Source organism: Clostridium thermopalmarium DSM 5974, assembly GCF_002995795.1.
In the GTDB taxonomy this organism is placed as follows: domain Bacteria; phylum Bacillota; class Clostridia; order Clostridiales; family Clostridiaceae; genus Clostridium_H; species Clostridium_H thermopalmarium.
Map to the genome: position 1 here is coordinate 1 of NZ_PVXN01000068.1, position 19,203 is coordinate 19,203.

General features: G+C 31.1%; 18 protein-coding genes and 1 pseudogene. All 19 read left to right on the forward strand.

The window, feature by feature from the left end:
* Window positions 1-182, forward strand: a pseudogene (locus CPAL_RS12905) (carbon starvation CstA family protein); the annotation flags it as partial.
* A gap of 125 nt (window positions 183-307) precedes the next feature.
* Window positions 308-901, forward strand: a complete 594-nt coding sequence (locus CPAL_RS12910; protein WP_061858778.1) for a hypothetical protein — start codon at window positions 308-310, stop codon at window positions 899-901.
* A 198-nt stretch (window positions 902-1,099) separates the two neighbouring features.
* Window positions 1,100-1,450 carry a DUF6514 family protein gene (locus CPAL_RS12915; RefSeq protein ID WP_061858779.1) on the forward strand — a complete coding sequence of 117 codons (351 nt, stop codon included), beginning with the start codon at window positions 1,100-1,102 and terminating at the stop codon, window positions 1,448-1,450.
* 143 nt (window positions 1,451-1,593) lie between these two features.
* On the forward strand, window positions 1,594-2,010 hold the full coding sequence (acpS, locus tag CPAL_RS12920; protein ID WP_061858780.1) for a holo-ACP synthase: 417 nt from the start codon (window positions 1,594-1,596) through the stop codon (window positions 2,008-2,010).
* Window positions 1,970-3,475 (forward strand): bifunctional ADP-dependent NAD(P)H-hydrate dehydratase/NAD(P)H-hydrate epimerase, encoded by a 1,506-nt coding sequence (locus CPAL_RS12925; protein ID WP_061858781.1) that lies wholly within the window; start codon window positions 1,970-1,972, stop codon window positions 3,473-3,475. The genes acpS and CPAL_RS12925 overlap by 41 nt, the downstream gene beginning before the upstream one ends.
* 63 nt (window positions 3,476-3,538) lie before the next feature.
* Window positions 3,539-4,144 carry a germination lipoprotein GerS-related protein gene (locus tag CPAL_RS12930; protein WP_061858782.1) on the forward strand — a complete coding sequence of 202 codons (606 nt, stop codon included), beginning with the start codon at window positions 3,539-3,541 and terminating at the stop codon, window positions 4,142-4,144.
* A gap of 60 nt (window positions 4,145-4,204) precedes the next feature.
* Window positions 4,205-5,368, forward strand: coding sequence for an alanine racemase (gene alr / locus CPAL_RS12935; RefSeq protein WP_061858783.1), 1,164 nt, complete (start codon window positions 4,205-4,207; stop codon window positions 5,366-5,368).
* A 140-nt stretch (window positions 5,369-5,508) separates the two neighbouring features.
* Entirely contained in the window at window positions 5,509-5,835 is a 327-nt protein-coding gene (locus tag CPAL_RS12940) for a hypothetical protein (protein ID WP_061858784.1), read from the forward strand.
* Window positions 5,795-6,142, forward strand: coding sequence for a type II toxin-antitoxin system PemK/MazF family toxin (locus CPAL_RS12945; RefSeq protein ID WP_061858785.1), 348 nt, complete (start codon window positions 5,795-5,797; stop codon window positions 6,140-6,142). The genes CPAL_RS12940 and CPAL_RS12945 overlap by 41 nt, the downstream gene beginning before the upstream one ends.
* 159 nt (window positions 6,143-6,301) lie before the next feature.
* Window positions 6,302-7,126 (forward strand): transketolase, encoded by an 825-nt coding sequence (locus CPAL_RS12950; RefSeq protein ID WP_061858786.1) that lies wholly within the window; start codon window positions 6,302-6,304, stop codon window positions 7,124-7,126.
* Window positions 7,126-8,067 carry a transketolase family protein gene (locus CPAL_RS12955; RefSeq protein ID WP_061858787.1) on the forward strand — a complete coding sequence of 314 codons (942 nt, stop codon included), beginning with the start codon at window positions 7,126-7,128 and terminating at the stop codon, window positions 8,065-8,067. The genes CPAL_RS12950 and CPAL_RS12955 overlap by 1 nt, the downstream gene beginning before the upstream one ends.
* A 356-nt stretch (window positions 8,068-8,423) precedes the next feature.
* Window positions 8,424-9,287 (forward strand): DUF6198 family protein, encoded by an 864-nt coding sequence (locus tag CPAL_RS12960; RefSeq protein WP_061858814.1) that lies wholly within the window; start codon window positions 8,424-8,426, stop codon window positions 9,285-9,287.
* Window positions 9,288-9,427: 140 nt separating this feature from the next.
* Window positions 9,428-10,114, forward strand: coding sequence for a cell division ATP-binding protein FtsE (ftsE, locus tag CPAL_RS12965; protein WP_061858788.1), 687 nt, complete (start codon window positions 9,428-9,430; stop codon window positions 10,112-10,114).
* Complete coding sequence (gene ftsX / locus CPAL_RS12970) at window positions 10,104-10,994, forward strand: permease-like cell division protein FtsX (RefSeq protein WP_061858789.1); 891 nt, start codon at window positions 10,104-10,106, stop codon at window positions 10,992-10,994. Before ftsE ends, ftsX begins: the two co-directional genes overlap by 11 nt.
* Before the next feature lie 154 nt (window positions 10,995-11,148).
* Window positions 11,149-12,390, forward strand: coding sequence for a S41 family peptidase (locus tag CPAL_RS12975; RefSeq protein WP_061858790.1), 1,242 nt, complete (start codon window positions 11,149-11,151; stop codon window positions 12,388-12,390).
* 29 nt (window positions 12,391-12,419) lie between these two features.
* Window positions 12,420-13,709, forward strand: coding sequence for a PDZ domain-containing protein (locus tag CPAL_RS12980; RefSeq protein WP_061858791.1), 1,290 nt, complete (start codon window positions 12,420-12,422; stop codon window positions 13,707-13,709).
* Window positions 13,710-13,826: 117 nt separating this feature from the next.
* Complete coding sequence (uvrB, locus tag CPAL_RS12985) at window positions 13,827-15,803, forward strand: excinuclease ABC subunit UvrB (RefSeq protein WP_061858792.1); 1,977 nt, start codon at window positions 13,827-13,829, stop codon at window positions 15,801-15,803.
* 21 nt (window positions 15,804-15,824) lie between these two features.
* Window positions 15,825-18,647: an excinuclease ABC subunit UvrA gene (uvrA, locus tag CPAL_RS12990; protein WP_061858793.1), complete on the forward strand. Its 2,823-nt coding sequence runs from the start codon at window positions 15,825-15,827 to the stop codon at window positions 18,645-18,647.
* Window positions 18,648-18,776: 129 nt separating this feature from the next.
* Entirely contained in the window at window positions 18,777-19,202 is a 426-nt protein-coding gene (locus tag CPAL_RS12995; protein ID WP_165815347.1) for an FHA domain-containing protein, read from the forward strand.
* The last annotated feature ends 1 nt before the right edge of the window (window position 19,203 follow it).

The window sequence follows — 19,203 nt, forward strand, 5'->3', positions numbered from 1 at the left end:
CGACTATACCAGCTACCTTTATGACAGCTGTATGTACAACTTATATATTAATAGCACCAGAAGGATTTAAATTATCAATGAGCATAGGTCTTCCTGTAGGAATAGTTGCAGCAGTTGCAGCTATAACTGGATTCTTGACAGCGGCTAAAAGAGTATCAGCTAGGCAATCTGCGCAAATGTAATCTTAATAAAAAGGTCTAAGTATAAGATAAGGCTTATACTTAGGCCTTTTTTATAACATGAATAATTTCTTATAAGGATGAAAAAATACAATGTGTAAATAGATAATACAACTAGGAGTGTTCATATGAGAGATAGAAAACATTTAGACAAAACATATAAGAGTTTTAATCAATTTTTATCTATAGCATGTGCCAGAGAATTAGAATATTTTATCTTAGATTCTAAATTTACAAGTGCATTTAATTATAGGATGAAGAAGATGATTGATGAGGTAAGAGAAAAGGGAAAGGATGATGTAGAATTTAGTATAATTTTTAATACAGAAGGAGAAATAGCACTTATAGATGCCGACATTATAGGAAATTTTATAAGCAATAACTATATAATTTCTATACAAAAATATTATAAAGATGCTCCTTTAAAAAAGATTATTACAGAAGCAATAAATGGAAGTGAAAAAAGTAAAAGAGATTTTGTAGCTATTTCATGCTCAATATTGTATAAAACTTTGGAGAATTTATATAAGGACATAAAATATAAGAAAGAGAGTGCAATTAAATATAGCATACAATATGGATTACAAAACTATAAAAGAAGAGATTTATCAATAATTATACCTACATTGCTTATAATGGAAGATATTTGTGAGTATTTATCAATTGAAGAAAACATACTGAGAGATAGTATAAATATGATGATTTCTTGGAGAAAAATATGATAATATTCGACACAAAACTTAAGTATCCTCTTAAATTTTATTCTTTAAAAACAACATGTGTAAGTTAATAGAAGATAATGCGTATATTATTGTCATAAGGAAGGGATAAAAAGATTTATTAAAGAATTATAAAATGACATCTTTTTTACAAAATTAGTGATAATATATTATCAAAGAAAAGTACAGGGGGAAAGTGTTATGTTAGTTGTGGAGAGTTTAGGTAGAACAGAATATCACGGTGATGTACAGTACCATTACTCATATAGAGTAATAAAGGACAAGGTTACTTTTCTGGACGGCTGCATGAAGGACATTCAATCATATGGGATTGAGGTTGAAAGACAAGATATTGTAAATGGAAAATTAGTTAGAATAGAGAGGGACAGTGTTAAGTGCATTAGCCCTCACAGACACAAGGTTCATGAATTACTCAAAATGCTGTATGATAACGTTGTATCACCAATTCATTTAATAGATATTTTGGGAGAATATATTGATAATTATGTAACAGATTTTGATGAGATATTAAAAGATATATACATATGTTAAAAAAGGAGGGGAAACCTCCTTTTTTATTTGGAATTTTAGGTGTAAAATCAAAATATAAAATATAATAAGAAAAATGCACAGCTTTTTTAGTGGAGAAGTGGAGAAAGGCTGTCCGGTAATAAATTTATCTAGGGGATGATATTATGATTATGGGTATCGGAGCAGATATAATAGAGGTAAAAAGAATAGAAAAGGCAATGCTGAAAAATTCTAATTTTATACAAAAGCTGTTCACTAAAAATGAGATAGAATATTTAAATAGCAGAAAAATGAGACCTGAGTTTGTGGCAGGAAGATTTGCTGCGAAAGAGGCGGTATCAAAAGCATTAGGAACAGGAATTAGAGGATTCCAATTTAGAGACATAGAAATAGGTAAGGATTTATTAGGAAAACCTATAGTATTTTTAAATGGAGAAGCGAAAAGAGTAGGAGAGAAGTTAGGGAATTATAACATACATTTAAGTATATCTCATAGTAAGGAGAATGCTATTGCATACGCAGTTTTGGAGGTGTTACAAAATGAAGATTGTTACAGCTCAAAAAATGAGGGAAGTAGATAAATTTTGCATAGAAGAAATAGGAATACCAAGTCTTGTTCTTATGGAAAATGCAGCTTTAAGAGTTCTTAAACATATACATGTTTATAACAGTTTTACTATTGTATGCGGTAGTGGCAATAATGGTGGCGATGGACTAGCACTTTCAAGACATTTGTCTGTATTAGAAAAGAGTGTAGAAATATTTATAGTTGGTGAAAAGGAAGGTTTAAGCAGAGATTGTAAAGTTAATTATGAAATATTAGTAAACTCAGGGGTGCGTGTTAAGTTTATTAATAACATTGAGGAGTTAGATAAACTAAAAGAAGCTGTAAAAGAAAGCGAAATTGTTATAGATGCTTTATTTGGAACAGGGCTTTCAAGGGAAATAAAGGGGATTCATAGAGAAATTATAAGCTGTATTAATGAGTTAAGTTCTTATACTGTAGCTATAGATGTTCCATCAGGATTAAATTCAGATACTGGAGAAGTGTTGGGATGTTGCATTAAAGCAAATAAAACTATTTCTTTTCAGTTTTACAAAAGAGGATTTCTTAAATATGGATCAGATAAATATACTGGAGAAATTATAATTGAAAATATAGGGATACCTAGTTTTGTAGAAAATAAGCTTTGCATTAATGATTACATATTAGATAAATCTGCTGTGAGAAAACACATACCAATAAGAGAAAAACATCTCCATAAGGGAGATTTCGGAAGAGTAGCTGTTGTGGCAGGTTCTACTGGATTTACTGGAGCAGCTTTTATATCTACGCAAGCTGCTGTTAAGTCAGGGGCTGGACTTGTCACTCTATGCTGTTCAGAGAATATACAAGATATATTGAGTATTAAACTTACAGAAGCTATGACTGTTTCATTTAAAAATAAGGATAGACTTAATGAAATCTTAGGAAAAAGCGATGCTATAGCAGTAGGCCCAGGTATGGGGGATAATGAAAGTACTTTAAAAATAGTAACAGATATAATAAGATATACAAGTTGTCCTATAGTTATTGACGCTGATGGAATAAATGCTTTAAAAAACAATCTAAATATTTTAAAGAAAAAGAATAATAAAATTGTACTAACTCCTCATCCCGGAGAAATGTCTAGAATAACAGGCATGTCTATAGAAAATATTGAAAAAAATAGGATAGAGATTGCTAAGCTTTTTGCAAGAGAATATGATATTATTCTACTTCTGAAGGGGTATAATACTGTAATTACTGATGGCAAAACTGTTATAATTAATACTACAGGTAATAGTTCTATGGCATCAGGAGGAATGGGAGATGCATTGACAGGAATAATAGCATCATTTATATCTCAGGGCTTTGATCCCTTTAAAGCTGCTTACATAGGAGCTTATGTGCATGGATATTGTGGAGATATGCTATCTAAGGATAGATTTTGTGTAAACGCACTTAGTCTTATAGATAAGCTTCCATTTGGTATAAAAGAACTTCAAGTTGAAAAGAAAGAGTAGCATAATATAAAAAATTAATGAATAGTATTTAATATAGCTTGTATAATTTTTGGAGGAAGTTTTATGATAAAGAAAGTATTAATGCTATTCATTACATCTTTGTTTATAACATTAAGTTTAAGCAGCTGTGGCAAGAAAGAAAAAAATCCAAATGATGCTATTGATTACTTAAAAAGCTTACATAGTTATACCTGCGATGTAAGTGTACATATAAAAAACAGTAAGCAAGAAATAGAAACTCAATGCAAACAGTTCTATCACAAGGATTATGGGCATAGACTAGATATAAATAAAGATAGAACACTATTATATAAAAAGAATGATATAATAGTAAGTGATTTGAATAACAATAAGAAATATACTTTAGATAAGGAATTTGATAATGTATATAAACTTAGTTTTATAGAAGAGTATATTGGATTATTGTATACTGATGAATATATAGAAAGTTCATTTAAAGAAATAGAAGGTAGAGAATATCAACTTATTCAGCTTGATATTCCAGGGAATAATAGAAATATATATAAAGCGGTCATGTACGTAAATCTTGAAGATAATTGTCCAGATAAAATAGTCATATACGATATAAAAGGAAATGAGGTGTTGAACTTCATATATAAAAATTTTGTACCAAATGCTGAAGTTTCAGAGGAAACTTTTCAAGAATAAAATATTAAATCAATAACAAAAGAAGGAGATATGAAAATATCTCATTTTGGAGGTAATAGAATGTTTAAACACTTGAGGCCTGTTTGGGCTGAGATAAACCTTGATAATCTTGCTTTCAACATGAGGCAGATTAGAAAAATATCAAAAAGCAAGGATATTATAGGTGTGGTAAAGGCTGATGCATATGGACATGGAGCTTTAGACGTAGCCCCTGTGCTTTTAGAAAATGGAGCTACTAGTTTAGCTGTTGCAGTAGTTAGCGAAGGAGTAGAACTAAGAAGAGGAGGTATAGAAGCTCCTATAATGATTTTAGGTTTTACTCCTCCAAGCTTAATAGATAATTTACTTAAGTATGATATAGAGCAAACTGTATTTTCTTTTGATTATGCTAAGGAACTTTCAAGAATAGCTCAAAGGGAACATAAAAAGGCAAAGATTCATATAGCTTTAGATACTGGCATGGGAAGAATAGGATTCTTGCCGAATGAAGAAAGTGTAGGTGAGGTAGAAAAGATAAGTAAGTTACCTAATATAGAAATAAAGGGCTTATTTTCACACTTTTCTACTGCTGATGAGAAGGATAAAGAATACACATATTATCAGTTAAATAACTTTAATAAGTTCTATGAGGCTTTAAAAAGAAGAGGCGTAAATATAAAAACACGGCATATAGCCAATAGTGCAGCTATAATTGATTTACCAGAAACTCATTTTGAAGCAGTAAGACCAGGAATAATATTATATGGATATTATCCTTCAGAGGAAGTTGATAGAAGCAGGATAGAATTAAAACCTGTAATGGAACTTAAAACTAATATAGCTCACATAAAAAATATATCTTCAGGGCAATATATAAGCTATGGAAGGAAATTTCAAAGCAGCAGAGAAAGTGTTATAGCTACATTACCTGTAGGATATGCAGATGGGTATACTAGACTGCTTTTTAATAAAGCTAAGGTGATAATAAATGGCCAATTTGCGCCTGTAGTAGGAAGAATATGTATGGATCAATGTATGGTAGATATTACTGACATAGAGGGAGGAGTAAAAGTAGGTGACGAAGTTATACTCATAGGAGAAAAAGATGGAGTAGAACTAAATGCAGAACATATCGCGGAAATGTTGGGCACTATAAGTTATGAAGTGATATGCATGATAACTAAGAGAGTTCCTAGAGTATACATAAAGAATGGAGAAGTTGTAAAGGTAAGGAATTATGTGTAGGATTTTTCAATAAGGCCTTAAAATACATGACGATATTAGGAAGAAAAACTGTGGTTTTCTTTGACATGTTGACAGACGTTCAAGTATAATTGTATTATACATATTTTCTCTATGTCAGTTTAGGAGGTATTAATAACTCTATGTCAAGCTCAAAGAAATTAGCAAACAATTTAGAAGAGATACAAAAGCAACAAGATATTATGAATAAAGAAAGAATAAAAAAATATAGAAAAAAGAGTGAATTTATTAGGGACTCTTTAATATTATATATTAAGGACAAAAAAAATCTAAGCAAGATAGAAGAATTAAAAAAAGGATATATAGAAATGGCACAAATTAATCTTGATATATGTGAAATGGGCTTTGCGGATGATATGAAGGTATTAAAAGAATATGAAGCCAAGCTTGCGGAGAGTGATTTGCCTGATGACAATGGTAGTGAAAAGAGGAGATATATTTTATGCTGATTTAAGTCCAGTTGTGGGTTCTGAACAAGGAGGAATAAGACCTGTACTTATTATTCAAAACAATGTAGGAAATAAGTACAGCCCTACTGTAATTGTTTCGGCAATTACATCTCAAATAAATAAAGCAAAACTTCCAACACATGTTGAAATTTCCTCAGAGGAGTATGGACTTAATAAAGATTCAGTAGTTCTGCTAGAACAAATAAGAACACTAGATAAAAAAAGATTGAAAGAAAAAATTGGTCATATGTCTGAAAAAGATATGAGAAAAGTAGATGAAGCACTTTTGATAAGTATTGGATTATAAATGAAAAAGGGGCAGAAATGTCCCTTTTTTTAATTAAAATAAAAACTTACATATGGACATGTGTAACGTATACATACCTTTTTAAGTTTATGTAGTGTAATTTTTCTAATATATTGTTATAATAATAAAAGATAAAAATGAAACATAGGAGGGTTTAAAATGACAAAAGATATTGGAGAGCTAAAAAAGGTAGCTAACAGCATAAGAAAAGATATTGTAACTATGCTCACTGAATCTGGCTCTGGGCATCCAGGTGGTTCGCTTTCAGCAGCTGACATTTTAACAGTTTTATATTTTAAAGAAATGAATATAAATCCTGAAAAACCACATGATCCAGATAGAGATAGATTTGTTTTATCAAAGGGACATGCAGCGCCAGTATTATACAGTACTCTTGCAGAAAGAGGCTTCTTTAATAAAGAAGAATTAATGGGACTAAGAAAATTAGGCTCAATGTTACAAGGACATCCTAATATGAACTATGTGCCTGGAGTAGATATGTCAACAGGTTCTCTAGGTCAAGGAATTTCTACTGCAGTAGGAATGGCACTAGCTGGAAAGTTAGATAAAAAAGATTATAGAGTATTCGCTCTTTTAGGAGATGGAGAATTAGAGGAAGGACAAGTATGGGAAGCTTCTATGGCAGCAGCTCATTATAAATTAGATAATTTAATTGCCTTTGTAGACTATAACAATCTTCAAATAGATGGAAGAATTCAAGATGTTATGTCTCCAGATCCAATAGATAAAAAGTTTGAAGCTTTTGGATGGCATGTTATAAAAATCGATGGGCATAATTATGAAGAAATTATAGCTGCTATAGAAGAAGCTAAAAATACAAAAGGAAAGCCAACAATGATAGTTGCTAAGACTATAAAAGGTAAAGGAGTATCTTTCATGGAGGATGAGGCATCTTGGCATGGAACAGCTCCAAACAAAGAACAATGTGAGCTTGCATTAAAAGAACTTGGAGGTGAAGAATAATGGCAAATAAGATAGCTACTAGAGAAGCTTATGGAAAGGCTTTAGCAAAGTTAGGAGAAACTAACCCAAATGTTGTGGTACTTGATGCAGACTTATCAAAGTCAACTAAAACAGCAGATTTTAAAAAATTATTCCCAGAAAGACATATAAATATGGGAATTGCTGAAGGAAATATGATGGCTGTTGCAGCTGGACTTGCAACTTGCGGCAAAATACCATTTGCAAGTACTTTTGCTATATTTGCAGCAGGAAGAGCTTTTGAACAAATAAGAAATACAATCTGTTATCCAAAACTTAATGTAAAGATATGTGCAACTCACGCAGGATTAACAGTTGGAGAGGATGGAGCATCACATCAAGCTATAGAAGATATATCTCTTATGAGAAGTATTCCAAATATGACAGTGATATGTCCAAGTGATGCCATTGAAACAGAAGCCGCAATAAATGCAGTAGCAGAGTATGATGGACCTTGTTATGTTAGACTTGGAAGACCAGGAGTATCAATAATAAATGATAATCCTGAATATAAGTTTGAGATTGGAAAGGGTATAACCCTAAGAGAAGGAAAAGATGCTGCTATAATAGCTACAGGTATTATGGTAGAGCAAGCTCTTGAAGCATATAACATTCTTGCAGAAGAAGGAATAAAGGTTAAGGTAATAAATATACATACTATAAAACCTATAGACAGCCAGATTATAATAAATGCAGCAAGAGAAACAGGGATTGTAGTAACTGCAGAAGAACACAATATTATTGGAGGCTTAGGCTCTGCTGTGTGTGAAGTTTTAAGTGAAAACTTTCCGGTTCCAGTACTAAGAGTAGGAGTTAAGGATGTTTTCGGTGAAAGTGGAAAGCCTGCTGAATTATTAAAAGCTTACGGTTTGACTGCAGAAGATATAGTTAAGGCCGTTAAAAAAGGAATATCACTTAAATAAAATAAAAAAGAGAAGAAGCGAACGTGCTTCTTCTCTTTTTTTTATTTTGTTTACATCTATTTATAAGAGCTTTATCATGTAAGGTACCTGTAAAGAGCGTATAGAGTATATTATATTTAAGAAAGAATTATATGTACTAAAAATTATGGTATAATAAATTAATTATGTGAATATACAAAACAATTTGAAATTTTATTAAAATTGGACTTTATATTTTGAATGGGATATAATACAGAATTTGTGGAAAAATAAGTTTTAACCAAGTCTATAACTTCTATGCTTAATTTCTAATATGAATTATTATTGGGGGTATGTTTATGGAAAGAGGTTCGAAGAAGGATATGAGCAAATATGTAATGGTAGGTATAAAAAAGCATATAAAAGAATATGTAATGATTACTATAGGATATGTAATAGTAGCTTTAGCTGTAAAGTTTTTCTTAGAACCGAATAAAATAGCTGGCGGAGGGGTAATGGGAATTGCAATTATAATAAATCATCTTATCCCTAGCATTAGTGTTGGAACATTAATGCTCATTATGAACATAGTACTATTTATAGTTGGATTTGCAGCTATAGGAGGGCGTTTTGGAGCAAAAACCATATATGCCTCTTTAGGATTATCAGGATTAATATCTCTTTTAGATAAGTATATATCGCCAGAAGCAGCATTAACTCATGATTTGCTTTTAGCTACTCTATTTGGCACATTTTTATCAGGTATAGGTATGGCTATTGTATTTAATGAAAACGCATCCACAGGTGGAACAGACATATTAGCTAAAATAATAAATAAGTTTGTGCATCTAGATATAGGTAAGTCTCTTCTTATCGTAGACTTTGTAATAGCTTTAGCAGCAGGATTTACATTTAGTCCAGAAATAGGTATGTATGGACTTCTTTCTGTAGTTTTAAATGGAATTACAATTGATAATGTTATAGAGGGAATGAATATAGCTAAGGCTGTTGTAATTATGAGTTCCAAAAATGATTTAATAAATAAATATATTATTGAAGAATTAGATAGAAGTTGTACTATATTTGAAGGAAAAGGAGCTTATAGTGGAAAGAAAATAGATGTATTATATACCATATTAGGTAGAAAAGAGTTTATAAAGCTTAAAAATTATATAAAGGAAATAGATAAAAAGGCTTTCATAAGTGTAAGTGAGGCTCATGAAGTTTTGGGAGAAGGGTTTAAAGATATATTAGAAGATTAACGATTATTAATAATATATTAATTTAAATTTATTTATATTATGTTATAATAATACATGTGGAAATCATAATATGGAGTAAATGTTTCATTTAAATTAAAATTTGCGATGTGAACTAAAGAAACTAGGATGGGAGTTATAATATGATTGAATTTAAAAATACAACCAAAATATATGATAATAATGTTTTTGCTCTTTCCAATATAAACTTAGAAATAGATAGAGGAGATTTTGTATTTCTTGTAGGGCCAAGTGGTGCAGGTAAATCTACATTTATCAAACTGCTTTATAAAGAAATAGACCCTACTACAGGAAGAATATTACTTAATGGAGAAGATGTGACTAAACTGAAAAGAAAGGACATTCCATTTTACAGAAGGAAAATAGGAATGGTTTTTCAAGATTTTAGATTAATACCAACTTTGAATGTGTATGAAAATGTTGCGTTTGCAATGAGAGTAATAGAGGCGCCTTATAAAGAGATTAAAAAAAGAGTTCCTCTAGTGTTATCTATGGTTGGATTATCTCATAAATTTAAGTGCTTTCCAAACGAGTTATCAGGAGGAGAGCAGCAAAGGGTGGCTCTTGCAAGAGCTATTGTAAACAATCCTACTATGCTTATTGCGGACGAGCCTACAGGTAATTTAGATCCAGATACTTCAATGGAGATTATGAATATATTAAATGATATAAATAAAGCCGGAACAACTATTATAATGGCTACTCATGATAAAGGGATTGTAGATAGGCTGAAAAAAAGGGTTATAGCTATTGAAAAAGGGGTAATAGTAAGAGACGAACAGAAAGGTAGATATGGTTATGAAAATTAGCACTATAAAGTACTTTTTTATCGATGCTTTAAATAGTTTAAAAAGAAATACAACTTTAACAATAGCTTCTATAATTACTGTTTCATTAACCCTTTTTATGTTTGGCGTATTTTTACTTACAATGCTTAACGCAAACCAAATTTTAAAACATGTTGAATCTAAGCTTGAAGTATCTGTATTTTTAAAAGATGATATTAAGAATGAAGATAAAATAAATATAGAGAAAGCTCTTAAAAAGGTTAATGGATTATCCGATATAACTTATATAAATAAAGATCAAGCTTTACAAAGATGGAAAGAACAATTAGGAGAAGAAAATAAAGACCTAGTTAGAGGACTTGAAGATAAAAATCCTCTTCCTGAATCCTATATTGTAAGAGTAGAAAATGCAGATACTATTAAGAGTGTCATTGAAAGCACAGAAAAATTAAATGGAATAGAGAAAGTAGTAGCTAATGAAGATTTAGTTAATCAGATATCCAAATTAACTAAGGGAGTAAAATGGGTAGGATTTGCAGCTTTAATGGTAATGATACCTATTTCACTACTTTTAATAGGAAATACAATTAAATTGGCTGTTTATGCAAGAAAAAAAGAGATAAACATAATGAAATTTGTAGGAGCTACAGACTGGTTCATAAGATGGCCTTTTATAATTGAGGGGGTAATTATAGGTATTATAGGTTCTATTGTTTCCAGTGGATTCCTTTATTATTCTTATAGGGTAGTATATCAAAAACTTTCATCAATAATAATTATGCTGAATTTAATAACTCCAAAATATTTCTTAATGAATGTAATATGGGTATTTGTTTTTTCAGGGATTTTAATAGGAGGACTTGGAAGTATTTTATCTATTAGAAAATTCTTAAAGGTATAGACTAAATATTGCTTGGGATAAAAGGTTGGCGATTTTTCGTCAGCCTTAATATTTATTTAATTTGTTTTTAAAGGTATAAATGCATATTGATTAACGTAAAAATATAATTAAAACGGGTGTAAGAGATAAAATAGGAAAGGTTGGTTATAAAGATATGAATGACAGCAATGGAAAAATTAAATCAAGGGACAGTAAAATCATATGGGGATTAATAGGTGTGTTAATATTAATATTAACAAACTTTGCTACGTACATAATAGGTACAACAATGCCTATAAAAGGAACAAGAAGAATAAGCGAAGCAACATATGAAGATCTTGTGAAGTTTAACAAGTTGTTTATAGTTAAAGAAAATCTTTATAAATTTTATGATGGAAAGATTGATGAAGAAGCTCTTGTAGATGGAGCAATAAAAGGAATGACAGAAAGTTTAAAAGATCCTTATACTGTTTATATGAATACAGAAGAATTTAAAGAGTTTAATACTCAAACAGAAGGAAACTATGTTGGACTAGGACTTCAGGTTGGTGTAAAGGATGATAAGGTAGTAGTAATAGCACCTTTTGAGGATTCTCCAGCAAAGAAGGCAGGAATATTAAGTGGAGATGTAATTGAAAAGGTAGATGGTAAGGAAGTAAATGGAAAAGAATATGAAAAAGCTGTAGCCATGATGAGGGGAGAAAAAGACACTTATGTTACTTTAACGATAACTAGAGAGGGTAAAGGGACCTTTGATGTAAAGGTAAAAAGAGAAGAAATTACTCTAATCACTGTAACTGGTGAAATGGTAGATGATAATATAGGGTATGTGCAGATAACCGTATTTGATGAGCATACAGATGAACAGTTTAATAAAGTTACAGCGGATTTAAAGAAAAAGGGTATGAAGGCTATGATATTAGACTTAAGACAGAATCCAGGTGGATGGCTAACACAGGCTATAAATATAACTTCAAAATTTGTTCCGAAAGATAAGGTTATAGTGTCTACAGAAGATAAGAATGGTAATAAAGAAGAATATAAATCAAAGGGTGGAGATCTTATAGGAATGCCTCTTGTAGTTCTTACAGATGGAGGAACAGCTAGTGCTTCTGAAATATTCTCAGGAGCAATAAGGGATTACAATTTGGGAACTTTAGTTGGAGAAAATACCTTTGGAAAAGGAATAGTACAAAGCGTACTTTATGAAAAGAAATACGGATTTGGAGATGGAACAGCATTAAAGGTAACTACTTCTAAATACTACACTCCTAAAGGAGAAAATATACATCATAAAGGTATTAAACCAAACATTGAGGTGAAATATCCTAAGGAACTATCAGAAAAACCTTATGATAAAAAAACAGATCCTCAATTTATTAAAGCCCTAGAGGTTATAAAAGAAAAGGTTAAGTAGATAAATAGTGAGAGGGGAAATAATCTTAAATGAGTATTTTATTAAATTCATTAAGGGCTGTAGCTTACGCTATAGTTACATCCCCTTATGTAATTATATTGATAATATTTGCTATAATATTTTATAGGCAGAATAGAAAGATAGTTATGATGCAAAAAATGATTATTGGAGATAAGCTAAATTCTTCCTTTGAACTTACTATATCTCAAATTGTATTTGGAATATTAGCAGGTGTCATAGGAAGTATTATGTTAAATTATTTAGGAGTCTCCTTTGATGAAAATACATCCATAGAATTAGTATTCTTAACGTCTATATTTCTTGTGCTCATAAATCCAAGGCTTATATGTTTTTCTTATTCTGCTTCTATATTAGGTTTTATAAGTATATTACTCCAAATTCTCAGGGAAATGTATAATGTGGATGTAAAATCTCTAAGTTTTTTAAATATAGATGTGGTAGCTCTTATGACTTTAATTGCTGTACTTCACTTCGTTGAGGGTATTTTGGTTATTTTAGATGGAAGTAAAGGAGCTATACCTATATTTACAAGAAAGGACAATAGGATAGTAGGCGGTTTTGCATTAAAGAGATATTGGGCTCTTCCGGTAGCTGTTGCTTTGATAGTAAATTCTAGTATGTATTCTTTAGATAAAATAATACCAATAAGTGAATGGAATACCTTATTAAATCCTTCAACTCCTTTTAGTATTATAAAAAATGCAGCAGTATTTCTCATGCCTTTTTATGGAGTTATAGGATATGGAAGTATTACTTTTACTAAAACAAAAAATGAAAAAGCCATTTCTTCAGGAATTATGGTAATGATTTATAGTGTACTTTTGTTCATATTTGCAAGGCTTGCTATTTTAAATATATTTTTCAAGTTATTTGTAGTTATATTTGCTCCTACAGCTCATGAAACTATGCTGTATATTCAAAGATACAGAGAAATAAATGCTGAACCTAAGTATGTAAGTGATGAAAGAGGAATGATGGTTCTTGAAGTAGCTCCGAACTCACCAGCTTTTGAAATGGGTATTAAAAGTGGAGATTTGCTTATAGAAGTCAATCATAAAAAGATATCAAAAGAAGACGATATAGTTAAGATAATCAGAGAAGCTTCTAATATAGCTTTGTTTAAAATAAAAAGGGCAGCTGGTAATTTAGAAGAGATAAGATATAAGAATATAGATAACTCGAGAAAGCTTGGCATTGTACTTGTGCCGATAAGTGTTCCTAATGAAACTGTAGTTATAAAGTTGGATGGAAGTAAATTTCAAGAAGTTTTAGAAAAATTAAAGAATGATAATAAGTAAATAAAAAACTAACTCATATAGCTGTATGCCGATAGGAGTTAGTTTTTTTAATTGACATTAAAACCTCTAAAGTATACAATTGATATGTTCGAACTAGTGTTCATGGGAGATGAGAATATGGAGAAGTTTAAAATACATTCTAAATTTAAACCAACAGGTGATCAACCGGAAGCTATTAAAAGCATAGTTGAAGGTGTAAATAGAGGAGAGAAGTTTCAAACATTACTTGGAGTAACAGGTTCGGGAAAGACCTTTACCATGGCAAATATAATAGAAAAAGTTCAAAAACCAACCTTAGTTTTAGCTCATAATAAAACATTAGCAGCTCAATTGACATCAGAGTTTAAGGAATTCTTTCCTGAAAATTGTGTAGAGTATTTTGTGTCTTACTACGATTACTATCAGCCAGAAGCTTATGTACCCCAAACAGATACATTTATTGAAAAAGACGCATCTATAAATGATGAAATAGATAAGTTAAGACATTCAGCTACATCTGCCTTACTTGAAAGAAAAGATGTTATAGTGGTGGCTTCTGTTTCTTGCATTTATGGACTTGGTAATCCAGAAGAATATAAAAAGTTAACTGTGTCTTTAAGAGAAGGTGTGGAGAAAGATAGAGACGAGATAATGAGACAGCTTGTAGATATACAGTATGAGAGAAATGAAATAAATTTTGTAAGAGGAACCTTTAGAGTGAGGGGAGACGTCCTTGATATATTTCCAGCCTCATCCACAAATATAGGTATAAGAGTAGAGTTTTTTGGAGATGAAATAGATAAAATAAGAGAATTTGATGTTTTAACAGGAGAAATAATAAGTGGAAGAAAACACGTATCTATATTTCCGGCTTCTCACTTTGCAACTTCCAAGGAAAGACTTGAAGTCGCTATAAAAAAGATAGAAGAAGAACTAGAAGAAAGAGTAAGAGAGCTTATGGCTGAAGATAAATTGCTAGAAGCTCAAAGATTAAGACAAAGAACTAACTTTGATATAGAAATGATAAGAGAAGTTGGGTATTGCAGTGGAATAGAAAACTATTCAAGAATTTTAGATGGAAGGGCTCCAGGAACCCCACCACAAACTCTAATTGACTATTTTCCAAAGGACTTTTTATTATTTATTGATGAAAGCCATGTAACATTACCTCAAATAAGAGCTATGTATGGAGGAGATAGATCAAGAAAGGATAATTTAGTTAAATATGGATTTAGGCTTCCTTGTGCTTATGATAATAGGCCTTTAAAGTTTGAAGAATTCGAAGAAAAATTAAATCAGACAGTATTTGTAAGTGCTACACCAGGCCCTTATGAAAAGGAACATTCCACAAATATAGCAGAACAGATAATAAGACCAACGGGACTTTTAGACCCAGAAATCATAGTAAAGCCTACAAAAGGACAGATAGATGATTTATATGCTAATATACGTGAAACAATTGATAGGGGATTTAGAGTTTTGGTTACTACTCTTACGAAAAAGATGGCGGAGGATTTGACAGATTACTTTAAAGAAATGGGAATAAAAACAGAGTATCTCCATTCTAGCATAGATACCATAAAGAGGATGGAGATTATAAGAGATCTCAGAAAAGGTGAATTTGATGTACTAGTTGGAATTAACCTTTTAAGAGAAGGGTTAGATATACCAGAAGTTGCTTTAGTAGCAATATTAGATGCAGATAAAGAAGGTTTCCTTCGTTCTGAAACTTCATTAATACAAACTATAGGAAGGGCAGCTAGAAATTCTGAAAGCAAGGTAATAATGTATGCAGATAAACTAACTAATGCCATGAATTTTGCTATTAATGAGACAAATAGAAGAAGAATGATACAGATGGAATACAATAAAAAACATGGAATAGTTCCAACCACTGTATTTAAGGAGATAAGAGATGTAATTCAAACAAAGGTATTAGAAGAGAAAGAAGAATACAAAATTGATGCAAATACAGAAAAGCTTACCAAAAAAGAAATAGAAAAGCTTATATCTAAATACGAAGAGGAAATGAAACAGGCAGCGAAAGAATTACAATTTGAAAGGGCGGCAGAACTTCGTGACGAAATTGTAAAACTAAAAGAAACATTAGAGTAGAATTAAGAAAGGAAGGAATAAATGAGAGATAAGATTGTTATAAAAGGTGCTAAGGTTAACAATTTACAAAATGTAGACTTAGAGATTCCCAGAGATAAATTAGTTGTATTTACAGGACTTTCTGGTTCCGGTAAGTCTTCTTTGGCTTTTGATACATTATATGCAGAGGGGCAGAGAAGATATATAGAATCTTTATCTGCTTATGCAAGGCAGTTCCTAGGTCAGATGGATAAGCCGGATGTGGAGTATATTGAGGGGCTTTCACCAGCTATATCTATAGATCAGAAGACTACGAGCAGAAATCCGCGTTCTACGGTGGGAACAGTTACAGAAATATATGATTATTTAAGACTTTTATATGCTAGAGTTGGAATTCCTCATTGTCCAAAGTGTGGAAGGGAAATAACCCAACAAAGCGTAGATACAATGATAGATAAAATATTAGAGCTTCCAGAGAGAAGCAAGGTGCAAATTTTATCACCAATAATAAACGGGAGAAAAGGACAGCATGTAAAAGTACTGGAAGATATAAAGAAAAATGGATTTGTAAGGGCTAGAATAGATGGGGAGATATATGATCTTCAAGAGGAAGAAGTAAATTTAGATAAGAATAAAAAACATACTATAGAAGCAGTCATAGATAGACTTATAATAAAAGAAGGAATAGAGAGTAGACTTACAGATTCCTTAGAAACAGCTTTAAAGCTTTCAGAAGGTGTAGTTATTGTAAATGTCATAGGTGGAGAAGACCTTAAGTTCAGTGAAAAATTTGCTTGCCCAGATTGTGGTATAAGTATAAGCGAAATAGAGCCTAGGCTTTTTTCTTTTAATACTCCTTTTGGAAGATGTGAGAAATGTGATGGTATAGGAAGTTTAATGGAGATAGACGAGGATTTAATCATACCAGATAAAAGCAAAAGCATATTAGAAGGAGCTATTATATCTTTAGGAGATGCTTCGTTAAAAGAGGATTCTTGGACATTTAGTGTGTTAAAAGCTTTAGCAAGAGAGCTTAAATTTGATTTAAACACCCCTATTGAAGAATTGCCAAGAAAAACTTTAGATTGCATTTTATATGGTTTAGATGGAGATAAAATAACTGTAGAATATGTAAAAGAAGATAAGCGAGGGTTATATGATCACAGATATGAAGGTATAATAAACAATCTTAGAAGAAGGTATATGGAAACTAATTCAGATTACATCAAAAAGCAAATAGAACAGTACATGAGTGATACACCTTGTCCTAAATGTAAAGGTACAAGATTAAAACCTGAAGCTTTAGCAGTAACAGTAGGAGGAAAAAATATATTTGAATTTGCAAATATGTCTATTAAAGAAGAACTTGAATTTATAAATAATTTAAAGCTGTCAGAAAAAAATACTATTATTGCAAACCAGATATTGAAAGAAATTAAAAGTAGGCTTCAGTTTTTAATAGATGTGGGCCTTGATTATTTAGACTTAAACAGAAAATCTGGTACTTTATCAGGTGGAGAATCTCAAAGAATAAGGCTAGCAAGCCAGATTGGTTCAGGATTAGTTGGAGTTTTATATATTCTTGATGAACCAAGCATAGGGCTTCATCAAAGAGATAATGATAAACTAATAAGCACACTGCAGCATCTAAGAGATCTAGGAAATACATTAGTTGTTGTTGAACATGATGAGGATACCATGAAGGCAGCAGATTTTATTGTGGATGTAGGACCAGGTGCTGGGGAACATGGTGGAAAAATTGTTGCTGCTGGTAACATAAATGAAATAAAAAAATGCAAAGAATCTATAACTGGTCAGTATCTAACTGGTGAGAAGAAGATAGAGGTTCCAAGAGAAAGACGTAAAGGTAATAATCAATTTATAGAGATTATTGGAGCAAGAGAGAATAATTTAAAGAATATAAATGTAAAATTTCCTCTAGGTGTTTTAACCTCTGTAACAGGAGTATCGGGATCAGGGAAAAGTACCTTAGTCAATGAAATTTTATATAAAGGACTTAATAAAAAAATAAATAGGTCTAAAATGAATCCTGGACTTCATAAAGATATATTAGGAGTAGAAAATATAGACAAGGTCATAAATATTGATCAAAGTCCTATAGGAAGAACTCCTAGATCTAATCCTGCTACCTACACAGGGCTATTTGATGTAATAAGAGAGCTATTCGCTAATACTGCAGAAGCTAGAATGAGGGGATATAAATCAGGAAGATTCAGTTTCAACGTAAAAGGCGGAAGATGTGAAGCTTGCCGCGGTGATGGAATAATAAAGATTGAAATGCAATTTTTATCTGATGTTTATGTTCCATGCGAGGTTTGCAAAGGAAAAAGGTATAATAGAGAAACACTTGAGGTTAGATATAAAGGTAAAAATATAGATGAAGTCTTAAATATGACTGTAGAAGAAGCATTAGAATTTTTCTCAAATATTCCAAGGGCTAAAGCTAAACTTCAAACTCTTATGGATGTAGGTTTGGGTTATTTAAGACTTGGTCAACCATCTACCCAGCTGTCAGGTGGAGAAGCTCAGAGAATTAAACTTGCCTATGAATTATCTAAAAGAAGTACAGGAAAGACTTTCTATATACTAGATGAGCCTACTACTGGTCTTCATATAGATGATGTAAATAGGCTCATACAAATACTTCAGCGTCTTGTGGATGCTGGAAACACAGTGGTCGTAATAGAGCACAATCTTGATGTGATCAAATGTTCAGATTATATAATAGATTTAGGACCAGAAGGTGGAGACAGAGGAGGTACAATTATAGATTGTGGTACTCCTGAGAAAATATCACAAAATAATAATTCTTATACAGGATATTATCTGAAGACAAAGTTATAATAAAATTAACAATATATTAAAGGCTAGCGGAGTTTACGCTAGTCTTTAAGTATGGTAAAATTAAACTTTAGTTATATAATATAAATATAATATAAATATAATATAAATTTATAGTAAGTAGGTGGATTTATGCCTTTAGTAAGATTGGTTTTAAGACTTCTCATTATTGTAATAATATATATAATAATATTTTGGGCTTTAAGAATTATGTACAAAGATATAAAGGGTGGCAATAGGAGAAGGGTTTCAAGACAATTAGGATTAGAAGTTATTAAAGTTGGAGATAATAAATCTAATCTGAAAGTAGGTTCTGTAATACCTATTCATTCTAAGATGACTATAGGAAGAAGAGAAGATAATCTTTTAGTTCTGCATGATCAATATGTTTCAGGACATCATGCTGTAATTTTCATCAAGAACAATGAATACTTTATAAAAGACTTAGATAGTACTAATGGAACTCTGCTTAATGGAAAAAGATTAGATAAGGTTTTAACCTTAAAATTGGATGATGAAATAATAATCGGAGAATATATATTTAAGGTTATTGGTTAAT

Bases quoted from the DNA above. Each gene is read 5' to 3' on its own strand.
- CPAL_RS12910 (WP_061858778.1), top strand. From the start codon at position 308: ATGAGAGATAGAAAACATTTAGACAAAACATATAAGAGTTTTAATCAA.
- CPAL_RS12915 (WP_061858779.1), top strand. From the start codon at position 1,100: ATGTTAGTTGTGGAGAGTTTAGGTAGAACAGAATATCACGGTGATGTA.
- acpS (WP_061858780.1), top strand. From the start codon at position 1,594: ATGATTATGGGTATCGGAGCAGATATAATAGAGGTAAAAAGAATAGAA.
- CPAL_RS12925 (WP_061858781.1), top strand. From the start codon at position 1,970: ATGAAGATTGTTACAGCTCAAAAAATGAGGGAAGTAGATAAATTTTGC.
- CPAL_RS12930 (WP_061858782.1), top strand. From the start codon at position 3,539: ATGATAAAGAAAGTATTAATGCTATTCATTACATCTTTGTTTATAACA.
- alr (WP_061858783.1), top strand. From the start codon at position 4,205: ATGTTTAAACACTTGAGGCCTGTTTGGGCTGAGATAAACCTTGATAAT.
- CPAL_RS12940 (WP_061858784.1), top strand. From the start codon at position 5,509: ATGTCAAGCTCAAAGAAATTAGCAAACAATTTAGAAGAGATACAAAAG.
- CPAL_RS12945 (WP_061858785.1), top strand. From the start codon at position 5,795: ATGACAATGGTAGTGAAAAGAGGAGATATATTTTATGCTGATTTAAGT.
- CPAL_RS12950 (WP_061858786.1), top strand. From the start codon at position 6,302: ATGACAAAAGATATTGGAGAGCTAAAAAAGGTAGCTAACAGCATAAGA.
- CPAL_RS12955 (WP_061858787.1), top strand. From the start codon at position 7,126: ATGGCAAATAAGATAGCTACTAGAGAAGCTTATGGAAAGGCTTTAGCA.
- CPAL_RS12960 (WP_061858814.1), top strand. From the start codon at position 8,424: ATGGTAGGTATAAAAAAGCATATAAAAGAATATGTAATGATTACTATA.
- ftsE (WP_061858788.1), top strand. From the start codon at position 9,428: ATGATTGAATTTAAAAATACAACCAAAATATATGATAATAATGTTTTT.
- ftsX (WP_061858789.1), top strand. From the start codon at position 10,104: ATGAAAATTAGCACTATAAAGTACTTTTTTATCGATGCTTTAAATAGT.
- CPAL_RS12975 (WP_061858790.1), top strand. From the start codon at position 11,149: ATGAATGACAGCAATGGAAAAATTAAATCAAGGGACAGTAAAATCATA.
- CPAL_RS12980 (WP_061858791.1), top strand. From the start codon at position 12,420: ATGAGTATTTTATTAAATTCATTAAGGGCTGTAGCTTACGCTATAGTT.
- uvrB (WP_061858792.1), top strand. From the start codon at position 13,827: ATGGAGAAGTTTAAAATACATTCTAAATTTAAACCAACAGGTGATCAA.
- uvrA (WP_061858793.1), top strand. From the start codon at position 15,825: ATGAGAGATAAGATTGTTATAAAAGGTGCTAAGGTTAACAATTTACAA.
- CPAL_RS12995 (WP_165815347.1), top strand. From the start codon at position 18,777: ATGCCTTTAGTAAGATTGGTTTTAAGACTTCTCATTATTGTAATAATA.